Raw genomic sequence first — 18,371 nt, 5'->3', positions numbered from 1 at the left:
GGCGCACCGCCCACGCGGCCGCGCCCGCAGAACCACGCCACGGAGAGTGACGAAGCATGGAGTTCCCACTGATCCTCGTCGTGGGCCCCGCCCTGGTGGTGGGGCTCGCGCTCGGACTGCTCGGAGGCGGCGGCTCCATCCTGATGGTCCCGCTGCTGACCTATGTCGCGGGCATGGACCCCAAGGGCGCCGTGGCCGCCTCCCTGTTCGTCGTCGGCGTGACGTCGCTGGTCGGCGCGGCCACCCACGCGCGCAGGGGCAACGTCCGGTGGCGCACCGGCCTGGTCTTCGGGGCGGCCGGCATGGCGGGCGCCTTCGTCGGCGGCCTCGTGGGCGGACACCTCCCCGGACCCCTGCTGATGACCGCCTTCGCCCTCATGATGGTCGCCACCGCGGCGGCCATGCTCCTCGGCAGGGGGAAGAGCCCCGCCGGAGACGGCGAGCGGCGGCGCGACGGCCTGCCCCTGAGGCGGATCGTCCTCGACGGCCTGGCCGTGGGCACCGTCACCGGCCTGGTCGGCGCGGGCGGCGGCTTCCTCGTGGTGCCCGCCCTGGCGCTGCTCGGCGGCCTCGCGATGCCCGCCGCCGTGGGGACCTCGCTGCTCGTGATCGCCATGAAGTCCTTCGCCGGACTCGCCGGGTACCTGACGACGGTGAGCCCGGACTGGACGCCGGTCGCCGTGGTCACCGTCGCCGCCGTCGCGGGATCGCTCCTCGGCGCGCCACTGGCCTCCCGGGTGCCCGAGGGCGCGCTGCGCAAGGGGTTCGGCGTCTTCGTCCTGGCCGTGGGCGTCCTCGTCCTCGCCCAGGAGCTCCCCGCGCCGCTCGGCCCCGCCGTGGCGGTCGGCGCCGCCGTGCTCGCACTCCTGGCCGTCCTCTGCCGTGTCGCGGGGGAGCACTGCCCCCTGCCGCTGCTGCGGGCACGGGTCTGAGGGGGAGGCGGGCGCCGACCTGTCGGGGGCCGCCCCGTCGGGCGCCCCGGGACCCGGCGGCAGGCGGGGCGCGACCCGGCGCGGTTCGGGCAGCCCCGGAGCCGGGGCCCGGCCGGAGGGCGGCCCTACCCCGATGCCCCGCGGCTGCGCCGCTGTGACGGTCGGACGAGCAGTCCGATGACCACGCCGGCGGCGACCGACACGGCCAGTGCGGCCCACAGCGGCGCCGTCAGTGAGACGACCAGGAACTGGATCTGCGCCGTGTCCCGGTTCTGGGCCACGAAGAGGACGGTGACGACGAGCAGGACCAGCGCCGCCCACACGCGGGGCGGGACCGACGACAGCCCCTTGCGCGACGACACGTGCCCGGAGGCCCCGTCGACCGGTGGCGGGGAAGCGTTCACCGGATCGCCTCCTGCGGCCGTGGGAAGAGGGCCTCGGCGCGGGGCCCGCGTGCTTCCTCCGGCACCGCCTGCCGGTCGCCGCGACCGGCAGGGACGGCATTTCCCGCCCAGCCGCGTGAGAGGGTCGGAAACCGGAAATTCTTCTCCCCGATTCGACAGGAACCTCGGCCGGGACCGTGTGTGGGCGGTCCGTCGGGGTGTTCGTTCCACGGACGAACGGGGTCAGGGGCGCTGACAGTGCAGGTCGGAGCGGGTCCGGGGTGTTCGTGTCGGAACCCCGACTTCCTATGCGTCCCCCGGGGACGCCCCTCACGGAGCGGTGGGGGCGGGGGAGCGGCCGCGGTCCCCGCCGGGGGCTCCCCCCGCGCCCTCGCCGGTAGGCCCCCGCTGTCCCCGGCCCCCGCTGTCCTCGGCGCCGCATGTCCGTGCGCCGGACGGTCCCGCGTGCCGCCGCCCGGTCCGGCGCCCCCGGTGGAACCCGCCCCCGGCCGCCGCGGGATGATCGCGGGGCCGGCACAACGGTCGGCGCAGTCGAGGGGAGCCCCTGCCGTGACCGGACGCCTGCTGCACGTGGGACCGGTGATCGTCGACGTCGTGATGGCGGTCGACGCCCTCCCCCCGGCCGGCGGGGGAGTGTTCGCCTCCTCCGCGCGGACCCAGGCCGGAGGCGGTTTCAACGTCATCGCCGCCGCGGCGCGCGCGGGCATGGAGGTGGTCTACGCGGGGTCGCACGGGACCGGGCCCCACGGGGACCTGGTCCGTGCCGCGCTGCGCTCGGAGGGGGTAGCGGTGGCGCACGCCCCCTTCCCCGACGCGGACACCGGCTTCTGCGTGGCCCTGGTGGACGGCGACGCCGAACGCACCTTCATCACCCGGTTGGGCGCCGAGACGGAGGTGTCCCTGGCCGAGCTGCGCACCCTGCGGCCCCGCCCGGGGGACTACGTCTACACCGTGGGGTACTCGCTGCTGCCCGGACCGCGCGCCGACGACCTCCTCGCCTGGATCGGCGACCTCCCGGAGGGGGTGCGCCTGGTCCTGGACCCGGCGCCGGTCGTGGGCGACCTTCCCCGGCGGACCCTGGACCGGGCCCTGGCCCGCGTCGACCTGCTCAGCCTCAGCGCCGCCGAGGCCGCGACCGTGACCGGCAGCACCGTCCCCGAGGAGGCCGCCGCGCTCCTCCTGCCCCGGATCCGCCCCGGCGGCACGGTGGTCGTGCGCGACGCCGCGAAGGGCTGCGCGGTGGCCGGGGCCGGGGACGCACCCCTGCACGTGCCCGGTTTTCCCGTGCGCGCCGTGGACACCAACGGGGCGGGCGACGCGCACGTGGGTGTGTTCACCGCCGCCGTGGCCGGCGGCCTGGCCCCGGTGGAGGCCGCCCGCCGGGCCAACGCGGCCGCCGCGCTCTCCGTCACCCGCCGCGGACCGGCCACGGGTCCCACGGCGGGGGAGACGGACGCCTTCCTCGCGCGGCACGGGGACGAGGCGCTCCCGGGCCGGAACCGGTGAGCCGATCGGAGGCGCCGCCGGTGAGGCGCGGGCCCTCCGACGGCCGGGCGGCCGGTCCCGGAGGGGCGGAGCCGGGGAGGCGGCGCACGCGCGCGGGTGCTAGCTTCCCTCCTGTGACGGAGCACCAGGAGCAGACCAGGGCGGCCTACGACGGGGTCGTCGAACTGTACGCGTCGATGTTCGCCGACCGGTTGGAGACGCAGCCGTTCTCACGGAACATGATCGGCACCTTCGCCGAGCTGGTGCGCGGGACGGGCAACCCGCGCGCGGCCGACGTCGGGTGCGGGCCCGGGCACCTGACGGCCATGCTGCACGAACGGGGGCTGGACGCCTTCGGGCTCGACCTCTCCCCGGCCATGGTCGACCACGCCCGGCGGGCCCATCCGGCGCTGCGGTTCGACGAGGCGCGGATGGAGGCCCTGCCGGTCGGGGACGGCGCGCTCGGCGGCGTGCTGGCCCACTACTCGATGATCCACACCCCGCCCGCGGAGCTGCCCGCGCTGCTCGCCGAGCAGGCACGCGTCCTGGCGCCGCAGGGACTGCTCCTGGCCTCGTTCTTCGCCACCGACGGACCGGAGCCGGTCCGCTTCGACCACAAGGTGGCGCCCGCGTACAGCTGGCCGGTGGACCGCTTCGCCGCACTGATGGCCGGGGCCGGGCTCGTCCCGTTCGCACGGCTGGTCCACGACCCGGCCTCCGAGCGGGGCTTCCTCGACGCCCACGTGCTGGCCCGCCTGGACCGGACGGGCGGATCCGGGCAGAGCGCCCCCTGAGGAGGGGCGGGAGAGCCCGCGGTCGTGCCGTGACGGCAGGACCCGGACCCCTTGCCCGCGCTCCCCACGGGGCGGGCACGCCACCCCATCAGCGCTCTGGCCTCCCGGCCGACCGGCAGGGCACGGTCTGACTCCAGAACTCAACGGTTCCGGCGACGGAAGTGCTCACCTGCCGGCGGCTACGGCACCGAGTCTCACCGACCCGGCAGATCCCATCAGGCGGCGTCGACGACCTCGTGCAGGCGCAGCCGCCGGTTGAACCCGCCGGCCACCCGCGCGACGACGGTGCGCGGCAGCAGGCGCGCGGGCCAGGTCATGACCCGGTTCACGGTCCGGCCCGGGTAGGACACCGCGCGCCGCCGGGCGTAGTCGTCCAGGGTGTGGGCCGCGACGGTGGCCGCCGTGTCGGCCTGCGGGCCGATCGTGGCCGAGGTGCCGTCGAAGAAGCCGGTCGCGATCGCGCCGGGGTGCGCCGCCATGACGTGGACGCCGGTGCCGCGCAGCTCCTCGGCCAGCGCCTCGGTGAAGGAGAGCACGAAGGCCTTGGTCGCGCCGTAGCTGGCCTGGTACGGCATGGGCTGGAAGGCCGCGGTGGAGGAGACGTTGACGATGCCGCCGGAGCCGCGGGCGACCATCTGCGCCCCGATCGTGTGGGTCAGCGCGAGCAGGCCGCTGACATTGAGCCCGACGGAGGCCAGCTGCGGCCCGAGGGGGCGGGTCAGGAACGGGCCCACGCTGCCCATGCCGGCGTTGTTGAGCAGCAGGTCGACGGTCAGGCCGCGCTCGCGCAGCTCCCGCAGGATCCGCTCCGGGCCGTCCGGGGCGGCGAGGTCGCCGGTGACCACCTCGGCCACCTCGGCGCCCGGCGTCCCGGGGCCTTGTCCGCCGTGCCGTTCCCGGATCTGCTCGGCGAGCTCCTGGAGGTCCCCTTCCGAGCGGGCCAGCAGGATCACCCGCGCTCCCCGGCGCGCCAGTTCCAGGGCGTAGGCCCGCCCCAGCCCCTTGGACGCGCCCGTGACGAGCGCGGTGGTACCGCGGTAGTCGTCTTTCACAGCTCCCCCTTTGTTTCGAGTCTCGAAGTATCAAGCTAGCATGATCCTTCGATGCTCGAAGCGTTTGTAGAATGGCGGCATGACCACACCCGAACTCACCGCGGTGGTCGCCGCGACCCACGACATCTGGATGCGGACCAACGACCTGATCGGGCAGGCGCTGGCCGGGCACCAGCTGACGCCGGCGACCTTCCAGGCGCTGTGGGCCGTCGACCCGGACGAGCCGCCGCCCTCGATGAAGGTGATGGCCGAGCGCCTGTACTGCAACGCCCCGAACCTGACCTTCATCACCAACCAGCTCGCCGACAGGGGCCTGGTCGAGCGCGCGGTGGACCCCGCCGACCGCCGCTCCCGCGTCCTGGTCCTGACCGACAAGGGCCGCGCGGTCCGCGACGAGCTGGTCCGGGCGGCGCTGGAGAAGTCCCCGCTGGCGGTGCTGTCCGACAGCGAGCTGAAGCAGCTCATGGCCCTGCTCGGCCGCGTGGTCCGACCGGGCTGAACCACCGGGCAGGGGCGCCCTGTCGGCGCCGCGCCGCCCCGGCGGTCACCGTCCCCGGCTTGGGGTCCCCGTCGGCCTAGGAACGCCCGCCCACGGCGGTGAGGGGCGCGGGAACGGTCGCGGGCACGGCGCCCTGAGGCCGCGCGGACGGACCGGCCGGCTGCCCGGGGACGAGTGCGCCCGCGCGCCGGAACCCGCTCGGGCTGACGCCCCGGATCCGCTTGAACGCCGCGCTGAAGGCGAACGCGTCGGAGTAGCCCACGGCGCGGGCGACCTCGGCGACGGTCGCCGACTCCCGCTCGACCAGCAGGTCCGCCGCGAGCGTCATGCGCCAGCGGGCGAGGTAGGTCAGCGGCGGTTCGCCGACCAGGTCCGCGAACCGCTTGGCCAGGGTCGAACGCGACACCCCGACCCGCACGGCCAGGGAGGCGACCGTCCAGGGCGCCGCCGGTTCGGCGTGCAGCAGGCGCAGCGCGGCGCCGACCACCGGATCGCGCTGGGCCGCGTACCAGGCCGGCGGCTCGCCGCCGGGCCGGTCGAAGTAGTCGCGCACCGAGCAGACCAGCAACCAGTCCAGCAGCCGGTCCAGGACCACCTGCTGGCCCGGGGTGTCGGCGGCGACCTCGGCCGCCAGGTGCTCCATGACGGGATCGGCCCCGCCGCCGGAGGCCACGCGCAGCACCACGGGCAGCGCCTCCAGCAGCCTGCGGCTGACCTCGCCGCTCGCCGCGTAGGCGCCCACCACCAGCGTCGTCGCGCCCTCGCCCGGGACGCCGCAGCTGTCGCTCCAGCCGACCCGGTGCCGTGTCCCGCCCTGCTCGGGCGTCGCGCAGTACTCGCCGCAGTCGACCGCCTCGGCCCGGGTGCCGGGCTCGTCCACGAAGGAGAAGGGCGCGGGACCCCGCACGATGACCGTCTCCCCGGCGCGCAGCGGCTCGGGCGGGAGCCCCTCCGGCACGATCCAGCCACCCCCGCCCAGGACGGTGCACAGCGTCAGCGGCGCCCCGTCCACGAAGCGCAGCGCCCACGGCGGGGTCAGGGTCGAGCTGCCGAACAGCGAGCCCTGGGCCCGCATCCCCCGGAAGAGGTCACCGAACGCGTCCATGCCCACGAGATTAGACGATCGCAAAGGCCATCCGGTGTCTCACCCATGGAATCGTCCGGACGGATGCCGTTGAATCGCAGTCATGAACAACGACACCACCCTCGTCCTCGGCGCCACCGGCAAGACCGGCCGACGGGTCGCCGCCCGCCTGCGGCTGCGCGGCCTCCAGGTGCGCGCCGCCTCCCGCACCAGCCCCACACCCTTCGACTGGTCCGACCCCGGCGGCTGGGACGCGGCCCTGCGGGGCGTCACCGCCGCCTACGTGGTGGCCCCGACCGTGCCCGGACCGGTGCACGAGTTCGTGGAGCGGGCCGGGGCCGCGGGCGTGCGGCGCCTGGTCCTGCTCTCCGGGCGCGGCGCCGACACCTGGGGCGACTCCGATTTCGGGCTGGACATGCGCTCGGCCGAGGACGCCGTGCGCGGCTCGGCACTGGAGTGGACCGTCCTGCGGCCGTCCAACTTCGCCCAGAACTTCGACGAGGACCTCTTCCACGCCCCACTGGTCGCCGGAGAGCTGGTGCTCCCCGCCGGAGCGGTCCCCGAACCGTTCATCGACCTGGAGGACGTCGCCGACGTGGCGGCCGCGGTGCTGGCCGGACCCGGAGAGCACGCCGGGCGGACCTACGAGCTGACAGGGCCGCGCGCGCTGACCTTCGCCGAGGCCGTCGAACTGATCTCGCGCGCGTCCGGGCTGCCCATCGCCTACAAGCAGGTCTCCCCGGCCGAGTACACCGCGGCGCTGGTCCGGGAGGGCTGGGGCGAGGACGACGCCCACCACGTCGCCGAGATGTTCGTGCTGATGGAGCGCGGGGTGATCGCCGCGACGACGGACGGCGTCGCCGCCGTGCTGGGACGCGGGCCCCGCACCTTCGAGGACTACGTCGTGCGGGCCGCCGCGGCGGGAGCCTGGCGGCCGTGACCCCGCGGCGGCCGCCCCGGGACCTTCCCGCGCCTCGGCGGGCGGGAGCCCCGCACGCCGGGACGGCCCCCGGCCGCCGCCGACCCCGTACTCCGCGCCGCCCGCCCGCCGCACGCGCGAGCGGACGGCGCGGACCGCCCACCGTCACCACCGTGTTCGGAGAGGAAAGCGATGAGCACCACCACCACCGACCTGCTGACCGCCGAGGACCTGGAGTTCCTGCGGCGTCCCCTGCACGGGTTCCTGTCCGTGGCCGGGGGAGCGGAACCGACCCAGCCCCGGCCCGTGTGGTTCGAGGCCACGGACGAGGGAACCCTCCAGCTCTTCACGGAGCCGGACGCGCTCAAGGTGCGGCGCCTGCGCCGCGACCCCCGCGCCTCGATCGTCGTCGCGGCCCCGGTGGGCGAGCGCGAGCGCTGGGTGTCCGTCGTCGGCCGCGCCACGCTGGAGGCCGACGGGGCGCGCGACCTGGCCGCCCGCCTGGCCGCCCGCTACTGGGATCTCGAGGACCCGGCACGCGCCGAGGAGCTCGCGGGCATGCTCGCCGACGACCACCTCCGCGTCGTCATCCACCCGCAGACCGTGCGCCGCCTGACGCACTGACCCGCGCCCCGGGCGCCCGCCGCGGACCGGCTCCGCCCCGGGCGCCCGGCACGTTCCCGCGCCTCCGGGACCGCGACGGCGCCGCCCCGCCCGGTCCGGGCGCGAGACCCGCGTCGTCCCAGCTCCCCGCGCCAGGCCCTTTCCCGGTCCCCGTCGACGCATGACATCTGTCATGCCGGAACCGTGCGGATCGCGCGGGAAACCCATGACCCGTGACACTCCGTCACGGCTCGGCTCCGGCCTAGGTTCGAGGCATGGACCCCGACGACCACCGCTCCCCCTCCCGGCCAGGCCCTGCCGCCGCTGCCCCCCGCGCAGGCGGGGACGGCCGCCGGCGCCCGGCCCGGGTGCCAGGGGGCCGGGTCGCGGGCCGACAGCGGCGTCGGGACCGACACAGGTGAGGACGGACATGGGACGAAGGCGTGGAGCAGGACGGAACTGGGCCGTGGCGGCGGCGATCGGCCTCGCCGGGCCGCTGGTCGCGGTACCGGCCGCGGCCGACGAGCAGGGCACGGAGCCCGCGGGGCGGGTGGAGTGGGGCGCCTGCCCCGAGGAGGTGGCGGCCGAGGCGCCCGGGATGGAGTGCGGCCTGGTGCCCGTGCCCCTGGACCACTCCGACCCCGGGGGCGCGCAGATCGAGATCATGGTGTCCCGGCTGGCGAGCCAGAACCCGGACGAGCGGCGCGGCGTGCTGATGTTCAACCCGGGCGGCCCGGGCGGCTCCGGGCTGACGATGCCGGCGGACCTGGTCTCCCGGGGCCTGCCCGCCGAGGTCGCGGACAGCTACGACCTCATCGGCATGGACACCCGCGGAGTCGGGTACTCGGCGCCGATCAGCTGCGGTTTCACCGACGAGCAGGACTACCGGGGCGCCATCCCGCCCTACGCGGTCGACGACGCGGCGGTCGTCGACCAGGCCGCTGCCGCCGAGGCGGTCGCCGCCCAGTGCGCCGACAACGACCGAGACGACAGGCTGCGCCACGTGTCGACGGCCAACATGGCCCGCGACCTGGACCTGATCCGGGAGGCGCTGGGAGAGCCGAAGACCAGCTTCTACGGGGCCTCCTACGGCACGGCGCTGGGCGCCGCCTACGCCTCGATGTTCCCCGAGCGCTCCGACCGGATCGTGCTCGACAGCAACATCGGCGACACCCACCTCGACCACGAGGGGATGCGCAGGTACGGCCTGGGCGCCGAGGAGACCTTCCCGGACTTCGCGCGATGGGCCGCCGAACGCCACGACGAGTACGGCCTGGGCGAGTCGGAGGAGGAGGTGCGCCAGACCTACTTCGCGCTCGCCGGGCGCCTGGACGAGACCCCGGCGGACACGGCCGGCGGACCCGTCGACGGAAGCCTCTTCCGGCTGTCCACCTTCGTGGGGCTCTACAGCGAGCTGTCCTACCCCGTGACGGCGCAGGCCTGGCAGGAACTGCTCGCCTCCGACCCGGCGGCGGCCGGGGAGCTGCCGGACGGGACCCCGGACACCGGCGGGGCGCCCCCCGGCGCCCGGCCCGCGACGGACGCCGGGCTGTCGCCGTACGACAACTCCTGGTCGGTGTTCCTCGCCGTGACCTGCAACGACGTCGAATGGCCCGAGGACGTCGACACCTACCGGCGCAGCGTCGCCGAGGACCGCGAGAGGTACCCGCTGTTCGGCGCCGCCTCCGCCAACGCCATGCCCTGCGCCTCCTGGTCCTCCGGACCGTCCGAGCCGCCGGTGGAGGTCCTCGACGAGGGGCCGAGCAACGTCCTGATCGTGCAGAACCGGCGCGACCCGGTCACACCGCACCTGGGCGGGGTGCTGCTCGACGAGAAGTTCGGCCAGCGCTCCCGGCTGGTGAGCGTCGACGGCAGCGGGCACGGCGTCTACGTCAACGGCGACAACGCGTGCGCGCAGGACGTGACCACGGCCTTCCTGGTCGGGGGCGACCTGCCGGAGCAGGACACCTCCTGCCCCGCCTGAGCGACCCGGGGCCCGGGACCCGACGGGCCCCGGCGCCGTTCCCGCCGGCCGGCGGGAACGCACAGGAGGAACAGGGGTGACCGCGGCCCCCGTGGGGGCGGGCGGGACGACGGACCCCGCCCCGCCCGCCCCCGCTTCACGGGGCCGCGCGGCCGCCACCACCGGGAGGGGGCGCCCCCGGGCCGACCGCCGCGCGCCCCCTCGCCCCCGGAACCGCCCGCCTCGCGGGACCGGGTGCGCGGGGCCCGTCCACCGTCGAAACACCCACCCACCCTCACGCCAGGGCGGCCCCGAGGCCGCCGAGGCGTTCCCACACGACGACAGGGAGCCCGAGATGCTCAAGGAGTGGCAGCGGCGCCGAGCCGCACGACGTGTAGAACCCGGGAACGGGAAGCCGCTGAAGCCCTTCCGCTGGTGGCAGCCGCTCTCCCGTGTCCTGTTCCACCTCCCGCTGCGCGGCGGCGACGGCGGGCGGACGGACTACGCCGTCGAGGTCCGCTACGCACAGCGGTTCTTCTCCGAGGACGGCAAGGGCAGGGCCCACCTGTACCTCGACGGCAGGCACCACGCCGAGTCCGGGCTCCCCGCCGCCTTCCCCGTCCGGGGCGGCACGATCGAGGTGGCGCTGACACCCTTCGGCCTCAAGCGCTGCCACTACGTCACCGACGGGGGAGCCGAACACCAACTCGTCCCGGACCGGCGCTCGGGCGAGGGGCGGCGTGCGCGCCTGGACCGCGAGCACCCCGTGCTGAGCCGCGCTATCGGCCTCTGCTCGCTGGTCCTGCTCGTCGTCCCCGCGCTCCTCCTCGTCCCGCAGCTCATCGAGGCGGCCTTCCAGGTGCCGCCCGTGACCGAGCGCTTCGGAACCTTCACCTCACCCGTCCAGCTGCCGCTCTGGCTCAACATCGCGCTCACCCTCGGCGCCTCCGCGGCGAGCACGGAGCGCGCGCTGCGCCTGCGGTACAACTGGCTGCTGGACTCCGCCGCCCAGGGGGAGTGACGGCGCGGCACGCCGACCGGCCACCGGGCGCCCCGCCCCCGTCGCGCGGACCGCGCCCGCGCCGCCCCGCGGCGAAGGGCGGGGCGGCGGCAGGGGGGCGGGTTTTCCCCGGTTGGAGGCTTCGACGCCCTATTTCCCAAGAACAGGGCTGCAACCTTCAACCGTTCTTTCAAGGATACGGTTGAGGGGTATGAGCCAAGACATTCGAGACTTCGCGACCCCGCCGTGCGAGCTGCTGGCCCTCGGCGAACCGGTCCACCCCACCCGGGAACCGGCCTTCGGGGACGTCCGCAACGACATCTTCGCCTCGCTCGCGGACCTGGGCTACCGGTCCATCGCCCTGGAGACCGACCGGGTGGCCGCGCTCGCGGTGGACGACTTCGTCCGGCACGGGCGGGGAACCCTCGACACGGCGATGGACGAGGGCTTCTCGCACGGCTTCGGGGCCCTGGAGGCCAACCGGCGGCTGGTCGCCTGGATGCGCGCGTACAACGAGGGCCGCCCCGCCGAGGAGCGGCTGGCCTTCCACGGCTTCGACACCCCGGCCGAGAACACCAGCGCGCCCAGCCCCCGGCTCCACCTGGAACACGTGTGCGACTACCTCGGGATCGCCCCGGACCTCGCGGACCTGCTCGGCGACGACGAGCGGTGGAGCCGCCAGGAGGCGATCCTGGACCCGGCGGCGTCGGTCGGCGCCGGCCCCGCGGCCGAGCGGCTGCGCGTGATCGCCGACGACATGCTCACCTCGCTCCACGCACGCGCACCGGAACTGGTCGCGGCGACCTCCCGCGCCGACTGGTTCCGGGCCCGCACCCGCCTCGCCGCCGGCCTCGGCCTGCTGCGCTACCACGGGCAGGCGGCCCGGCGCACCGAGGAGAGCGCACGCATCTCCGGCCTCCTGGCCACCAGGGACGCGCTCATGGCCCAGAACCTCCTGGAGATCCGCGGCATCGAGGCCGAACGCGGTCCCACGCTCGCCTTCGCGCACAACAGCCACCTGCAGCGCAACCCGAGCTCGATGAGCATGGCGGGCATGGACCTGGGCTGGCACTCCGCGGGCTCCGTCGTCGGCGCCCTGCTGGGCCGGCGGTACACCGTCGTCATCGGAAGCCTGGGCCGCAGCGGGGCCCTCGGGCTCGCGGAGCCCGAACCGGACACCTACGAGGGCCTCCTCCAGAGCCGCGCCACCGGCTGGGGCCTGGCCTCCGCCGCCGAGATCGCCTCCGGGCGCACGCGCACCGACGCCCGGCCCGAGACGGGCTACTTCCCCCTCGACCGGGCGCTCGTGGAGGCGGCCGACGCGATCCTGCACGTCGACGCCGATCCCGCGGCGCCCGGGGGAGAGGACCGGGCATGACCGGCCGCCGCGCGGCACGGCCCCCGCACCCGCCCGGCCGCCGGAGCCGCCCCGCCCACGCGCCGCCGACCCGCGGCTGACGCGGGACCGACCCCCCGCCCACAGGCCGACCACCCGCGGCCGACGCGGGGCCCACGCCCCGACCACGGGCGCCCCTCCACCCGACTGGGCGGAGGGGCGCCCCGCGAGCCCGCTCCCGCGAGAGGGGACGGCGCTCAGTAGTACACGGCGAGCGGTCCGCGCGGCCCGTCCACGACGGTCACCGGCGTCTCGAACACCCGTGTCAGCACCTCGCCGGTCATGATCTCCTCCGGGGTGCCGAACTCCACGACCGCACCGTCCTTGACCGCGCAGATCCGGTCGGCGTAGTGGCCCGCGAAGTTGATGTCGTGGAGCACGACCACGACCGTGCGCTCCAGCTCCTCCGCCACACGGCGCAGGTGCCGCATCATCTGCGCCGAATGGCGCATGTCGAGGTTGTTGAGCGGCTCGTCGAGCAGCACGTACTCGGTCTCCTGCGAGAGCACCATCGCCACGTAGGCGCGCTGGCGCTGCCCGCCCGAGAGCTGGTCCAGGTAGCGGTTCTCCAACCCGCCCAGGTCCAGGAAGTCGATCGCCCGGCTGACGACCTCCTCGTCGGCCGCCGTCAGCCGCCCCCGGGAGTGGGGGAAGCGCCCGAAGGCCACGAGCTGGCGCACCGTCAGCCGGGTGACGAAGTGGTTCTCCTGGCGCAGGACCGAGACGACCTTGGCCAGGTCCTTGGACGGGGTCCGGGCCACGTCGTGGCCCGCGATCTCGATCACCCCCGCGTCCAGGCCCAGCAGGCGGCCCGTCATCGTCAGCAGCGTCGACTTGCCGGCCCCGTTCGGACCCACCAGCGCGGTCACACCGCCCCGGGGGATCCGCAGGTCCACGGGGCCGATCGCGACCTCGCCGCTGTACTCCTTGCGCACACCGCTGAGCGTGATCACAGCCGGCCCTTTCTGAGGATGACGAACAGGAACACCAGGCCGCCGACGAGCTCGATGATGATCGAGACCACGCCGTTGGCGTAGAAGACGTTGCGCATGACGAAGTACGCGCCGCTGAGCACGACGAAGCACGTCAGCACCGCCACCGGGAAGACGTACCGGTGGGCGTGGGCGCCGGTGAACTGGTAGGCCAGGGTCGCCACCAGGAACCCCAGGAACGTCATGGGCCCCACCAGCGCGGTGGAGACCGCCATGAGGACCGAGACCAGGAAGAGCACGCGCATGGTCTCGCGGCGGTGGTCCAGCCCCAGGCCCGTGCTCGCGTCACGCCCCAGCGCGACCACGTCGAGCCGCCGCGAACCCGCCCACAGCAGGACCGCCGCGCCCAGGCACAGCGGGACCGCGAGCGGCAGGTAGGACGCGTCGGCGTTGGAGACGTTGCCGAACAGCCGCGCGGCGAGCACGTCGAACTCGCTCGGCGTGAGCAGGCGCTGCATGAACGTGGAGACCGAGGCCAGGCCGCCGCCGATGACGATGCCGATCAGCAGCATCACCTGGAGGTTCGCGTACCGGCCCGACAGCAGCCACCCGTACAGCAGCATGGCGAAGCCCACCATGAGCACGAGCTGGAGCGCGAACTGCGGCAGGCCCTGGACCGCCACGACCCCGGCGACGCCCAGGAAGTACACCGCCGTGGTCTGGACCGCGACGTAGAGCGCCTCGAACCCCATGATCGACGGGGTGATGACGCGGTTGCCGGTCACGGTCTGGAAGCCCACCGTCGCCACGGCCTGGCAGATCGCGACCACGGCCATGACCACCAGGTTCGTCCCGCGCATCTGCGCGATGCGCCAGAACCCGTCCGAGCCCACGGGCATCGGGTTGTCCCAGGCGAGCAGGCCGAAGCCGAAACCGGCGGCGAGCACGCCGAGCACCGCGACGACGGTCCGGTAGCGGCGGCGGGCACGCCCGGTGGGCAGGGCCCCGGAGGAGCGTGCGGGCGGTGCGGGGAGCGGTCCGGTCACACGGGACGCGGTCGTCTCAGCCATGGCGGCGCTGCCTCAACAGGAGAAGGACGAACACGGCGGCGCCCACGACCCCGAGGATCAGGGACACGGGCACCTCGAAGGGCATGATGACGACCCGGCCGATCAGGTCGCAGACCGTGACGGTGCCGACGCCCAGCAGGCACACCCACGGCAGGTTGCCGCGCAGGTCGTCGCCGCGGAACATCGAGACGACGTTGGGGACGATGAGTCCGAGGAAGGGCAGGTTGCCCACGACCACGGTCACCACGCCGGTCGCCACCGCGATGAGGCCGGTGCCCAGCAGGACGACCCGGCCGTAGTCCAGGCCGACGTTGGTCGCGACCTCCTCGCCCAGTCCGGCGACCGTGAACCGGTCGGCGGCGACGAACACCGCCACGGCCGCCAGCGCCACGATCCACAGCAGCTCGTACTGGCCCCGCAGCACGGAGGTGAAGCTCCCGGCGAACCACACGCCGAGGTTCTGCAGCATGTCGGTCTGCAGCGCGACGAAGGTCGAGACGGCGCTGACGACGGCGCCCAGCATGATGCCGATGATCGGGACGACGAGCGAGGAGCGCAGGGTGACGCGGCGCAGGAAGAGGAAGAACACCATCGTGCCGACGAACGCCGCCAGGACCGCGCCGAGCATGCGTGCGCCGATGCTCGCGCCGGGCACCAGGACCATCACCGTGAGCAGGCCCAGCCCGGCCCACTCGGTGGTGCCGGTGGTCGTCGGCTCCACGAAGCGGTTCTGGGTCAGCAGCTGCATCACCAGGCCCGACATCGCCATCGCCGCGCCGGCCAGGACGAGGGCGACCGTGCGGGGGACGCGGGTGATGGCGAACATCTCGCCGCCGTCGTCCGCGCCGAAGACGTCGTACACGCCGGTGAACAGCGAGAGCACGACCAGGGCGCCCACGACGGCGGTGCCGACGAGCAGTTTCCCGTCGAGGAGGCGTCCCCCGCGCCGAGCCTGGGGGACGGGGGTCTCGGTCGTCATGCCCCGCTCCCTCCCTCGCGCCGGCGGGCGCCGGCGGCGTCGCCACCGCCGGCGCGTGCCGTTCGGTCGGACCGGATCACGCCCGGGCCTCCAGCGCGTCGGCGAACGCGTCGAAGAACTCGGTGTAGGTCTGGATGCCCTCGTTGGTGTAGGTGTCGGCGGGCATGTAGAGGATCTGCTCCTCCTGCACGGCCGTCACGCCCGAGAGCGCCTCGGAGTCCGACAGGATGTTCGAGGCGGGCGCGTACCCGGCCTCGTCGGAGGCGACGGCGGCGTCGCGGTCCATCACCAGGATCCAGTCGGGGTCGGAGTCGGCGATCGCCTCGACGGAGATGTCGTCGCCCTGGTGGTCGTCGCTGGCGCCCTCGACCTCCAGTGCGGGGGTGAGGCCGAAGATGTCGAAGGCGGGGCCGAGCGTGCGGCCCACGCCGGGTGCCAGGTAGCCGATCTCGCCGCCCGAGGTGCTGACGGCCATCACGGACTCGCCCTCGTCGTAGGCGGCGTTCACCCGTTCGACGGCCGCGTCGAGGCCGGCGACGAGCCGGGCGGCCTCGTCCTGCTTGCCGAAGACCTCGCCGAGCACGGTGACCTGGCGCTTGAGCTCGGCGTCGAAGGGCTCGCCCTCGCGCGGGTCGAGCTCCAGGATCGTGGCCTCGGGCACCAGGGAGGCGATGTCGTCGTGGTACTGGGTGAAGCGCTGCCCGTTGACGACGACGTCCGGCCCGGCGGCGACGATCGCCTCGAGGTCGGGCTCGTTGTGCGTGCCGATGTCGATGACCGACTCGTCCTGCGCGTAGCCGACGGTGTCCGGCATGAGGGACACCGCGCCCGCGGACAGCTCCACGCCCCAGTCCGAGAGGGTCTCGAAGGTGCGGTTGTCGAGCGCGACCACGGACTCCGGAGGGGAGGCCACGGTCTGGGCGCCGTTGTTGTCCTCGACCTCGATCGTGCCGCTCGGGGCGGAGGCCTCCTCGGCGTCCTGTCGGCCGGAGGCGCAACCGGAGAGGAGCAGGGCGGAGACCAGGGTGATCGAGAAGGCGGTCAGGGGACGGCCGGGGGACTGCATGGAGGTTCTCCTTCGCTCACTTGAACAAAGGGGAGCCTAACCTAACTCTCGGGTGAAATGTGCATGGATGTGCCCCTATGAGGCGTTTTTCTCAACGGGGGCGTCCGGCGGCAGGGTGTGAAGAGGGCCTGTGATCCCATGATTGGAAAGGAGCGTGGGGAGCCGCGCCCCGGCCGGCGGCCGCCCCTCCGGCGTGGTGGGAGGGGCCCGTGGCCGGCCGACCACGGGCCCCAGTGGCGCCGGGGCGGCCGGGGTCAGGGGGTGACGACGGCGAAGTCGGGGTCCGTGTCGTCCAGGAGGCCGAACAGCGTGGTGAGGACGTCGGTGTCGCCTTCGGTCGTGATCCCCTCCAGGCTCTGCGTGGCGACGAGCCGCAGGAGCTGTGCCTTGGTCAGGGTCAGCGTCAGGTCGGCGTCACTGCCGTCGTGGGCGGTGGTCTGGACGAGGACGCCGTTGGCGAGCTCCAGCCTGACCTCCTCCACGGGATCGGTGAAGTTCCAGTCGATGGTCAGGGTGGTGTCCCAGGCGCGGGGGCCGTCGACGCGGACGGCCACGGAGTCGAAGACCTGCGCGATGCTCAGGGCGCTCATGACGTCGGGGGAGGCGCTGTCGATGGGCGTGGGAGCCTTGTTCCCGCGCAGTTCCGCCGCCCCCTGGAGGTAGAAGTTCCGCCAGGTGCCGTTCTCCGCACCGTGGCCCAGGGCGTCGTAGACCTCGGCGAGCAGTGCGCGCGCACCGGTGTCGCCGGGGTCGGCGAACACGACGTAGTCGAGGACCTGCGCGGCCCACCGCAGCTCCCCCGCCTCGACGGCGGCCCCGGCCTTCGACAGGACCTCCCGGGCGCCGCCCATGAACTCCACGTGCTTCTTCGCCGACTCCTCCGGCGGCAGTGCCCACAGGTGGGCGGGGTTGCCGTCGAACCACCCCATGTAGCGCTGGTAGACCGCCTTGACGTTGTGGGAGACCGAACCGTAGTAACCGCGGGCGTGCCAGGCGCCCTCCAGCGCGGGAGGCAGCTGGATCCTCTCGGCGATCTCGGCGCCGGTGAGCCCCTGGTTGAGCATGCGCAGCGTCTGGTCGTGCAGGTAGGCGTACAGGTCGCGCTGCTGGGACAGGAACAGTGTGAGCTCCTCCGTGCCCCAGGTCGGCCAGTGGTGCGACGCGAACAGCACGTCGGAGCCGCCGGAGAACAGCTCGATGGCCTCCGTGAGGTAGTTCGCCCACACGTGCGGGTCCCGGACGAGCGCGCCGCGCAGCGTCAGCACGTTGTGCAGGGTGTGGGTGGCGTTCTCGGCCATGCACAGGGCCCGCCGGTCGGGGAAGGAGAAGTTCATCTCCGCGGGCGCCTCGGTCCCCGGGGTCAGCTGGAAGACGATCCGGACGCCGTCGACCACCACCTCCTGCCCGGTCCTGGTGACGTACGTGTTCGGCTCGATCAGGGAGATCGTCCCGGTGGAGGTGGTGGGCCCCAGGCCCGCGCCGATCTGGCCCGCGGCCCCCTTGGGCAGCACGGCCCCGTACATGAAGACCGATCGCCGGTTCATGGCGGTGCCGGCGTAGACGTTCTCCGCGACCGCGTGCTCGAGGAAGCCGGAGGGCGCGATGACCGGGACCTCCGTGCCGTCGGGGATCACCCCCCGTACCCCGCCGAAGTGGTCGGCGTGGGAGTGGCTGTAGATCACCGCGGTCACCGGGCGTTCGCCGCGATGCTCCCGGTACAGGGACAGCGCGGCCGCCGCGCACTCGACGGACAGCAGGGGATCGACGACGATGACGCCCTGGTCGCCCTCGACGACGGAGATGTTGGACAGGTCGAAGCCCCGTACCTGGAAGATGCCCTCGCAGACCCGGTAGAGGCCGTGCTTGGCGGCCAGCTGCGACTGGCGCCACAGGCTCGGGTTCGCTGTGCCGGGCACCTCGCCGTGGAGGAAGGCATAGGCGTCCAGGTCCCAGACGACCCGTCCGGCCCCGTCCGTGATCTGCGGTTGTGACGCCGTTCCGAGGAAGCCCTTGTCGGCGTTGTCGAAATCGGTCCGGTCGTCGAACAACGGCTGGGTCACAGAGGGTCTCCTTCGGGCGCTCGGGGTCGGTGGCGCACCCACCCCATCCCCCGCCCTGTGACTCCGAATCGTAGTCAAAGGATTGCTTTAGGTAATGATGGTGGGGTCGGGTCGGCGCCGAGGCACCGTGCGG

General features: G+C 74.1%; 17 protein-coding genes. 9 read left to right on the top strand and 8 right to left on the bottom strand.

Annotated features, from left to right (window positions below):
- The first annotated feature begins 56 nt into the window (after positions 1-56).
- Positions 57-932 (top strand): sulfite exporter TauE/SafE family protein, encoded by an 876-nt coding sequence (locus tag OUQ99_RS16805; RefSeq protein WP_267944703.1) that lies wholly within the window; start codon positions 57-59, stop codon positions 930-932.
- Between the two features lie 125 nt (positions 933-1,057).
- Here the strand turns inward: OUQ99_RS16805 and OUQ99_RS16800 are convergent, their stop codons facing one another.
- Positions 1,058-1,336 (bottom strand): LapA family protein, encoded by a 279-nt coding sequence (locus tag OUQ99_RS16800; protein ID WP_267944702.1) that lies wholly within the window; start codon positions 1,334-1,336, stop codon positions 1,058-1,060.
- A 549-nt stretch (positions 1,337-1,885) separates the two neighbouring features.
- On the opposite strand from OUQ99_RS16800, the gene OUQ99_RS16795 reads away from it, so the two are divergent.
- Positions 1,886-2,842: a PfkB family carbohydrate kinase gene (locus OUQ99_RS16795; RefSeq protein WP_267944701.1), complete on the top strand. Its 957-nt coding sequence runs from the start codon at positions 1,886-1,888 to the stop codon at positions 2,840-2,842.
- Positions 2,843-2,955: 113 nt separating this feature from the next.
- Positions 2,956-3,615, top strand: coding sequence for a class I SAM-dependent methyltransferase (locus OUQ99_RS16790; RefSeq protein ID WP_267944700.1), 660 nt, complete (start codon positions 2,956-2,958; stop codon positions 3,613-3,615).
- 215 nt (positions 3,616-3,830) lie between these two features.
- On the opposite strand, the gene OUQ99_RS16785 is transcribed toward OUQ99_RS16790, so the two are convergent.
- Entirely contained in the window at positions 3,831-4,667 is an 837-nt protein-coding gene (locus OUQ99_RS16785; protein ID WP_267944699.1) for an SDR family NAD(P)-dependent oxidoreductase, read from the bottom strand.
- Positions 4,668-4,746: 79 nt separating this feature from the next.
- On the opposite strand from OUQ99_RS16785, the gene OUQ99_RS16780 reads away from it, so the two are divergent.
- Positions 4,747-5,166: a MarR family winged helix-turn-helix transcriptional regulator gene (locus OUQ99_RS16780; RefSeq protein ID WP_267944698.1), complete on the top strand. Its 420-nt coding sequence runs from the start codon at positions 4,747-4,749 to the stop codon at positions 5,164-5,166.
- A 76-nt stretch (positions 5,167-5,242) separates the two neighbouring features.
- Here the strand turns inward: OUQ99_RS16780 and OUQ99_RS16775 are convergent, their stop codons facing one another.
- The gene (locus OUQ99_RS16775) at positions 5,243-6,271 is read right to left on the bottom strand and encodes an AraC family transcriptional regulator (RefSeq protein WP_267944697.1); all 1,029 of its coding nucleotides are present in this window, start codon (positions 6,269-6,271) and stop codon (positions 5,243-5,245) included.
- 82 nt (positions 6,272-6,353) lie between these two features.
- Here OUQ99_RS16775 and OUQ99_RS16770 point away from each other — a divergent pair, with 82 nt between their 5' ends.
- The 5 genes from OUQ99_RS16770 (at position 6,354) to OUQ99_RS16750 (ending at position 12,113) form a co-directional block, all read left to right on the top strand.
- Positions 6,354-7,190, top strand: coding sequence for an NAD(P)H-binding protein (locus tag OUQ99_RS16770; RefSeq protein ID WP_267944696.1), 837 nt, complete (start codon positions 6,354-6,356; stop codon positions 7,188-7,190).
- A 171-nt stretch (positions 7,191-7,361) separates the two neighbouring features.
- Positions 7,362-7,793 (top strand): pyridoxamine 5'-phosphate oxidase family protein, encoded by a 432-nt coding sequence (locus OUQ99_RS16765; RefSeq protein ID WP_267944695.1) that lies wholly within the window; start codon positions 7,362-7,364, stop codon positions 7,791-7,793.
- Positions 7,794-8,202: 409 nt separating this feature from the next.
- On the top strand, positions 8,203-9,756 hold the full coding sequence (locus OUQ99_RS16760; protein WP_267944694.1) for an alpha/beta hydrolase: 1,554 nt from the start codon (positions 8,203-8,205) through the stop codon (positions 9,754-9,756).
- A 334-nt stretch (positions 9,757-10,090) separates the two neighbouring features.
- Positions 10,091-10,756, top strand: coding sequence for a hypothetical protein (locus OUQ99_RS16755; protein WP_267944693.1), 666 nt, complete (start codon positions 10,091-10,093; stop codon positions 10,754-10,756).
- A 190-nt stretch (positions 10,757-10,946) separates the two neighbouring features.
- On the top strand, positions 10,947-12,113 hold the full coding sequence (locus OUQ99_RS16750; protein WP_267944692.1) for an erythromycin esterase family protein: 1,167 nt from the start codon (positions 10,947-10,949) through the stop codon (positions 12,111-12,113).
- Positions 12,114-12,328: 215 nt separating this feature from the next.
- Here the strand turns inward: OUQ99_RS16750 and OUQ99_RS16745 are convergent, their stop codons facing one another.
- From OUQ99_RS16745 to OUQ99_RS16725, 5 genes are all read right to left on the bottom strand, one after another.
- Positions 12,329-13,084, bottom strand: a complete 756-nt coding sequence (locus OUQ99_RS16745) for an iron ABC transporter ATP-binding protein (RefSeq protein ID WP_267944691.1) — start codon at positions 13,082-13,084, stop codon at positions 12,329-12,331.
- Positions 13,081-14,133 carry an iron chelate uptake ABC transporter family permease subunit gene (locus tag OUQ99_RS16740; protein ID WP_267944690.1) on the bottom strand — a complete coding sequence of 351 codons (1,053 nt, stop codon included), beginning with the start codon at positions 14,131-14,133 and terminating at the stop codon, positions 13,081-13,083. The genes OUQ99_RS16745 and OUQ99_RS16740 overlap by 4 nt, the downstream gene beginning before the upstream one ends.
- Positions 14,126-15,112: an ABC transporter permease gene (locus tag OUQ99_RS16735; RefSeq protein ID WP_267944689.1), complete on the bottom strand. Its 987-nt coding sequence runs from the start codon at positions 15,110-15,112 to the stop codon at positions 14,126-14,128. The genes OUQ99_RS16740 and OUQ99_RS16735 overlap by 8 nt, the downstream gene beginning before the upstream one ends.
- A gap of 76 nt (positions 15,113-15,188) precedes the next feature.
- Positions 15,189-16,178, bottom strand: a complete 990-nt coding sequence (locus OUQ99_RS16730; protein ID WP_267944688.1) for a siderophore ABC transporter substrate-binding protein — start codon at positions 16,176-16,178, stop codon at positions 15,189-15,191.
- A 254-nt stretch (positions 16,179-16,432) separates the two neighbouring features.
- The gene (locus OUQ99_RS16725; protein WP_267944687.1) at positions 16,433-18,238 is read right to left on the bottom strand and encodes an alkyl/aryl-sulfatase; all 1,806 of its coding nucleotides are present in this window, start codon (positions 18,236-18,238) and stop codon (positions 16,433-16,435) included.
- Positions 18,239-18,371 lie beyond the last annotated feature (133 nt).

Origin of the sequence: Streptomonospora nanhaiensis, assembly GCF_026642255.1 — a bacterium.
Classification (GTDB): domain Bacteria; phylum Actinomycetota; class Actinomycetes; order Streptosporangiales; family Streptosporangiaceae; genus Nocardiopsis; species Nocardiopsis tropica.
This window is presented reverse-complemented; position numbering and strand designations above follow the sequence as displayed.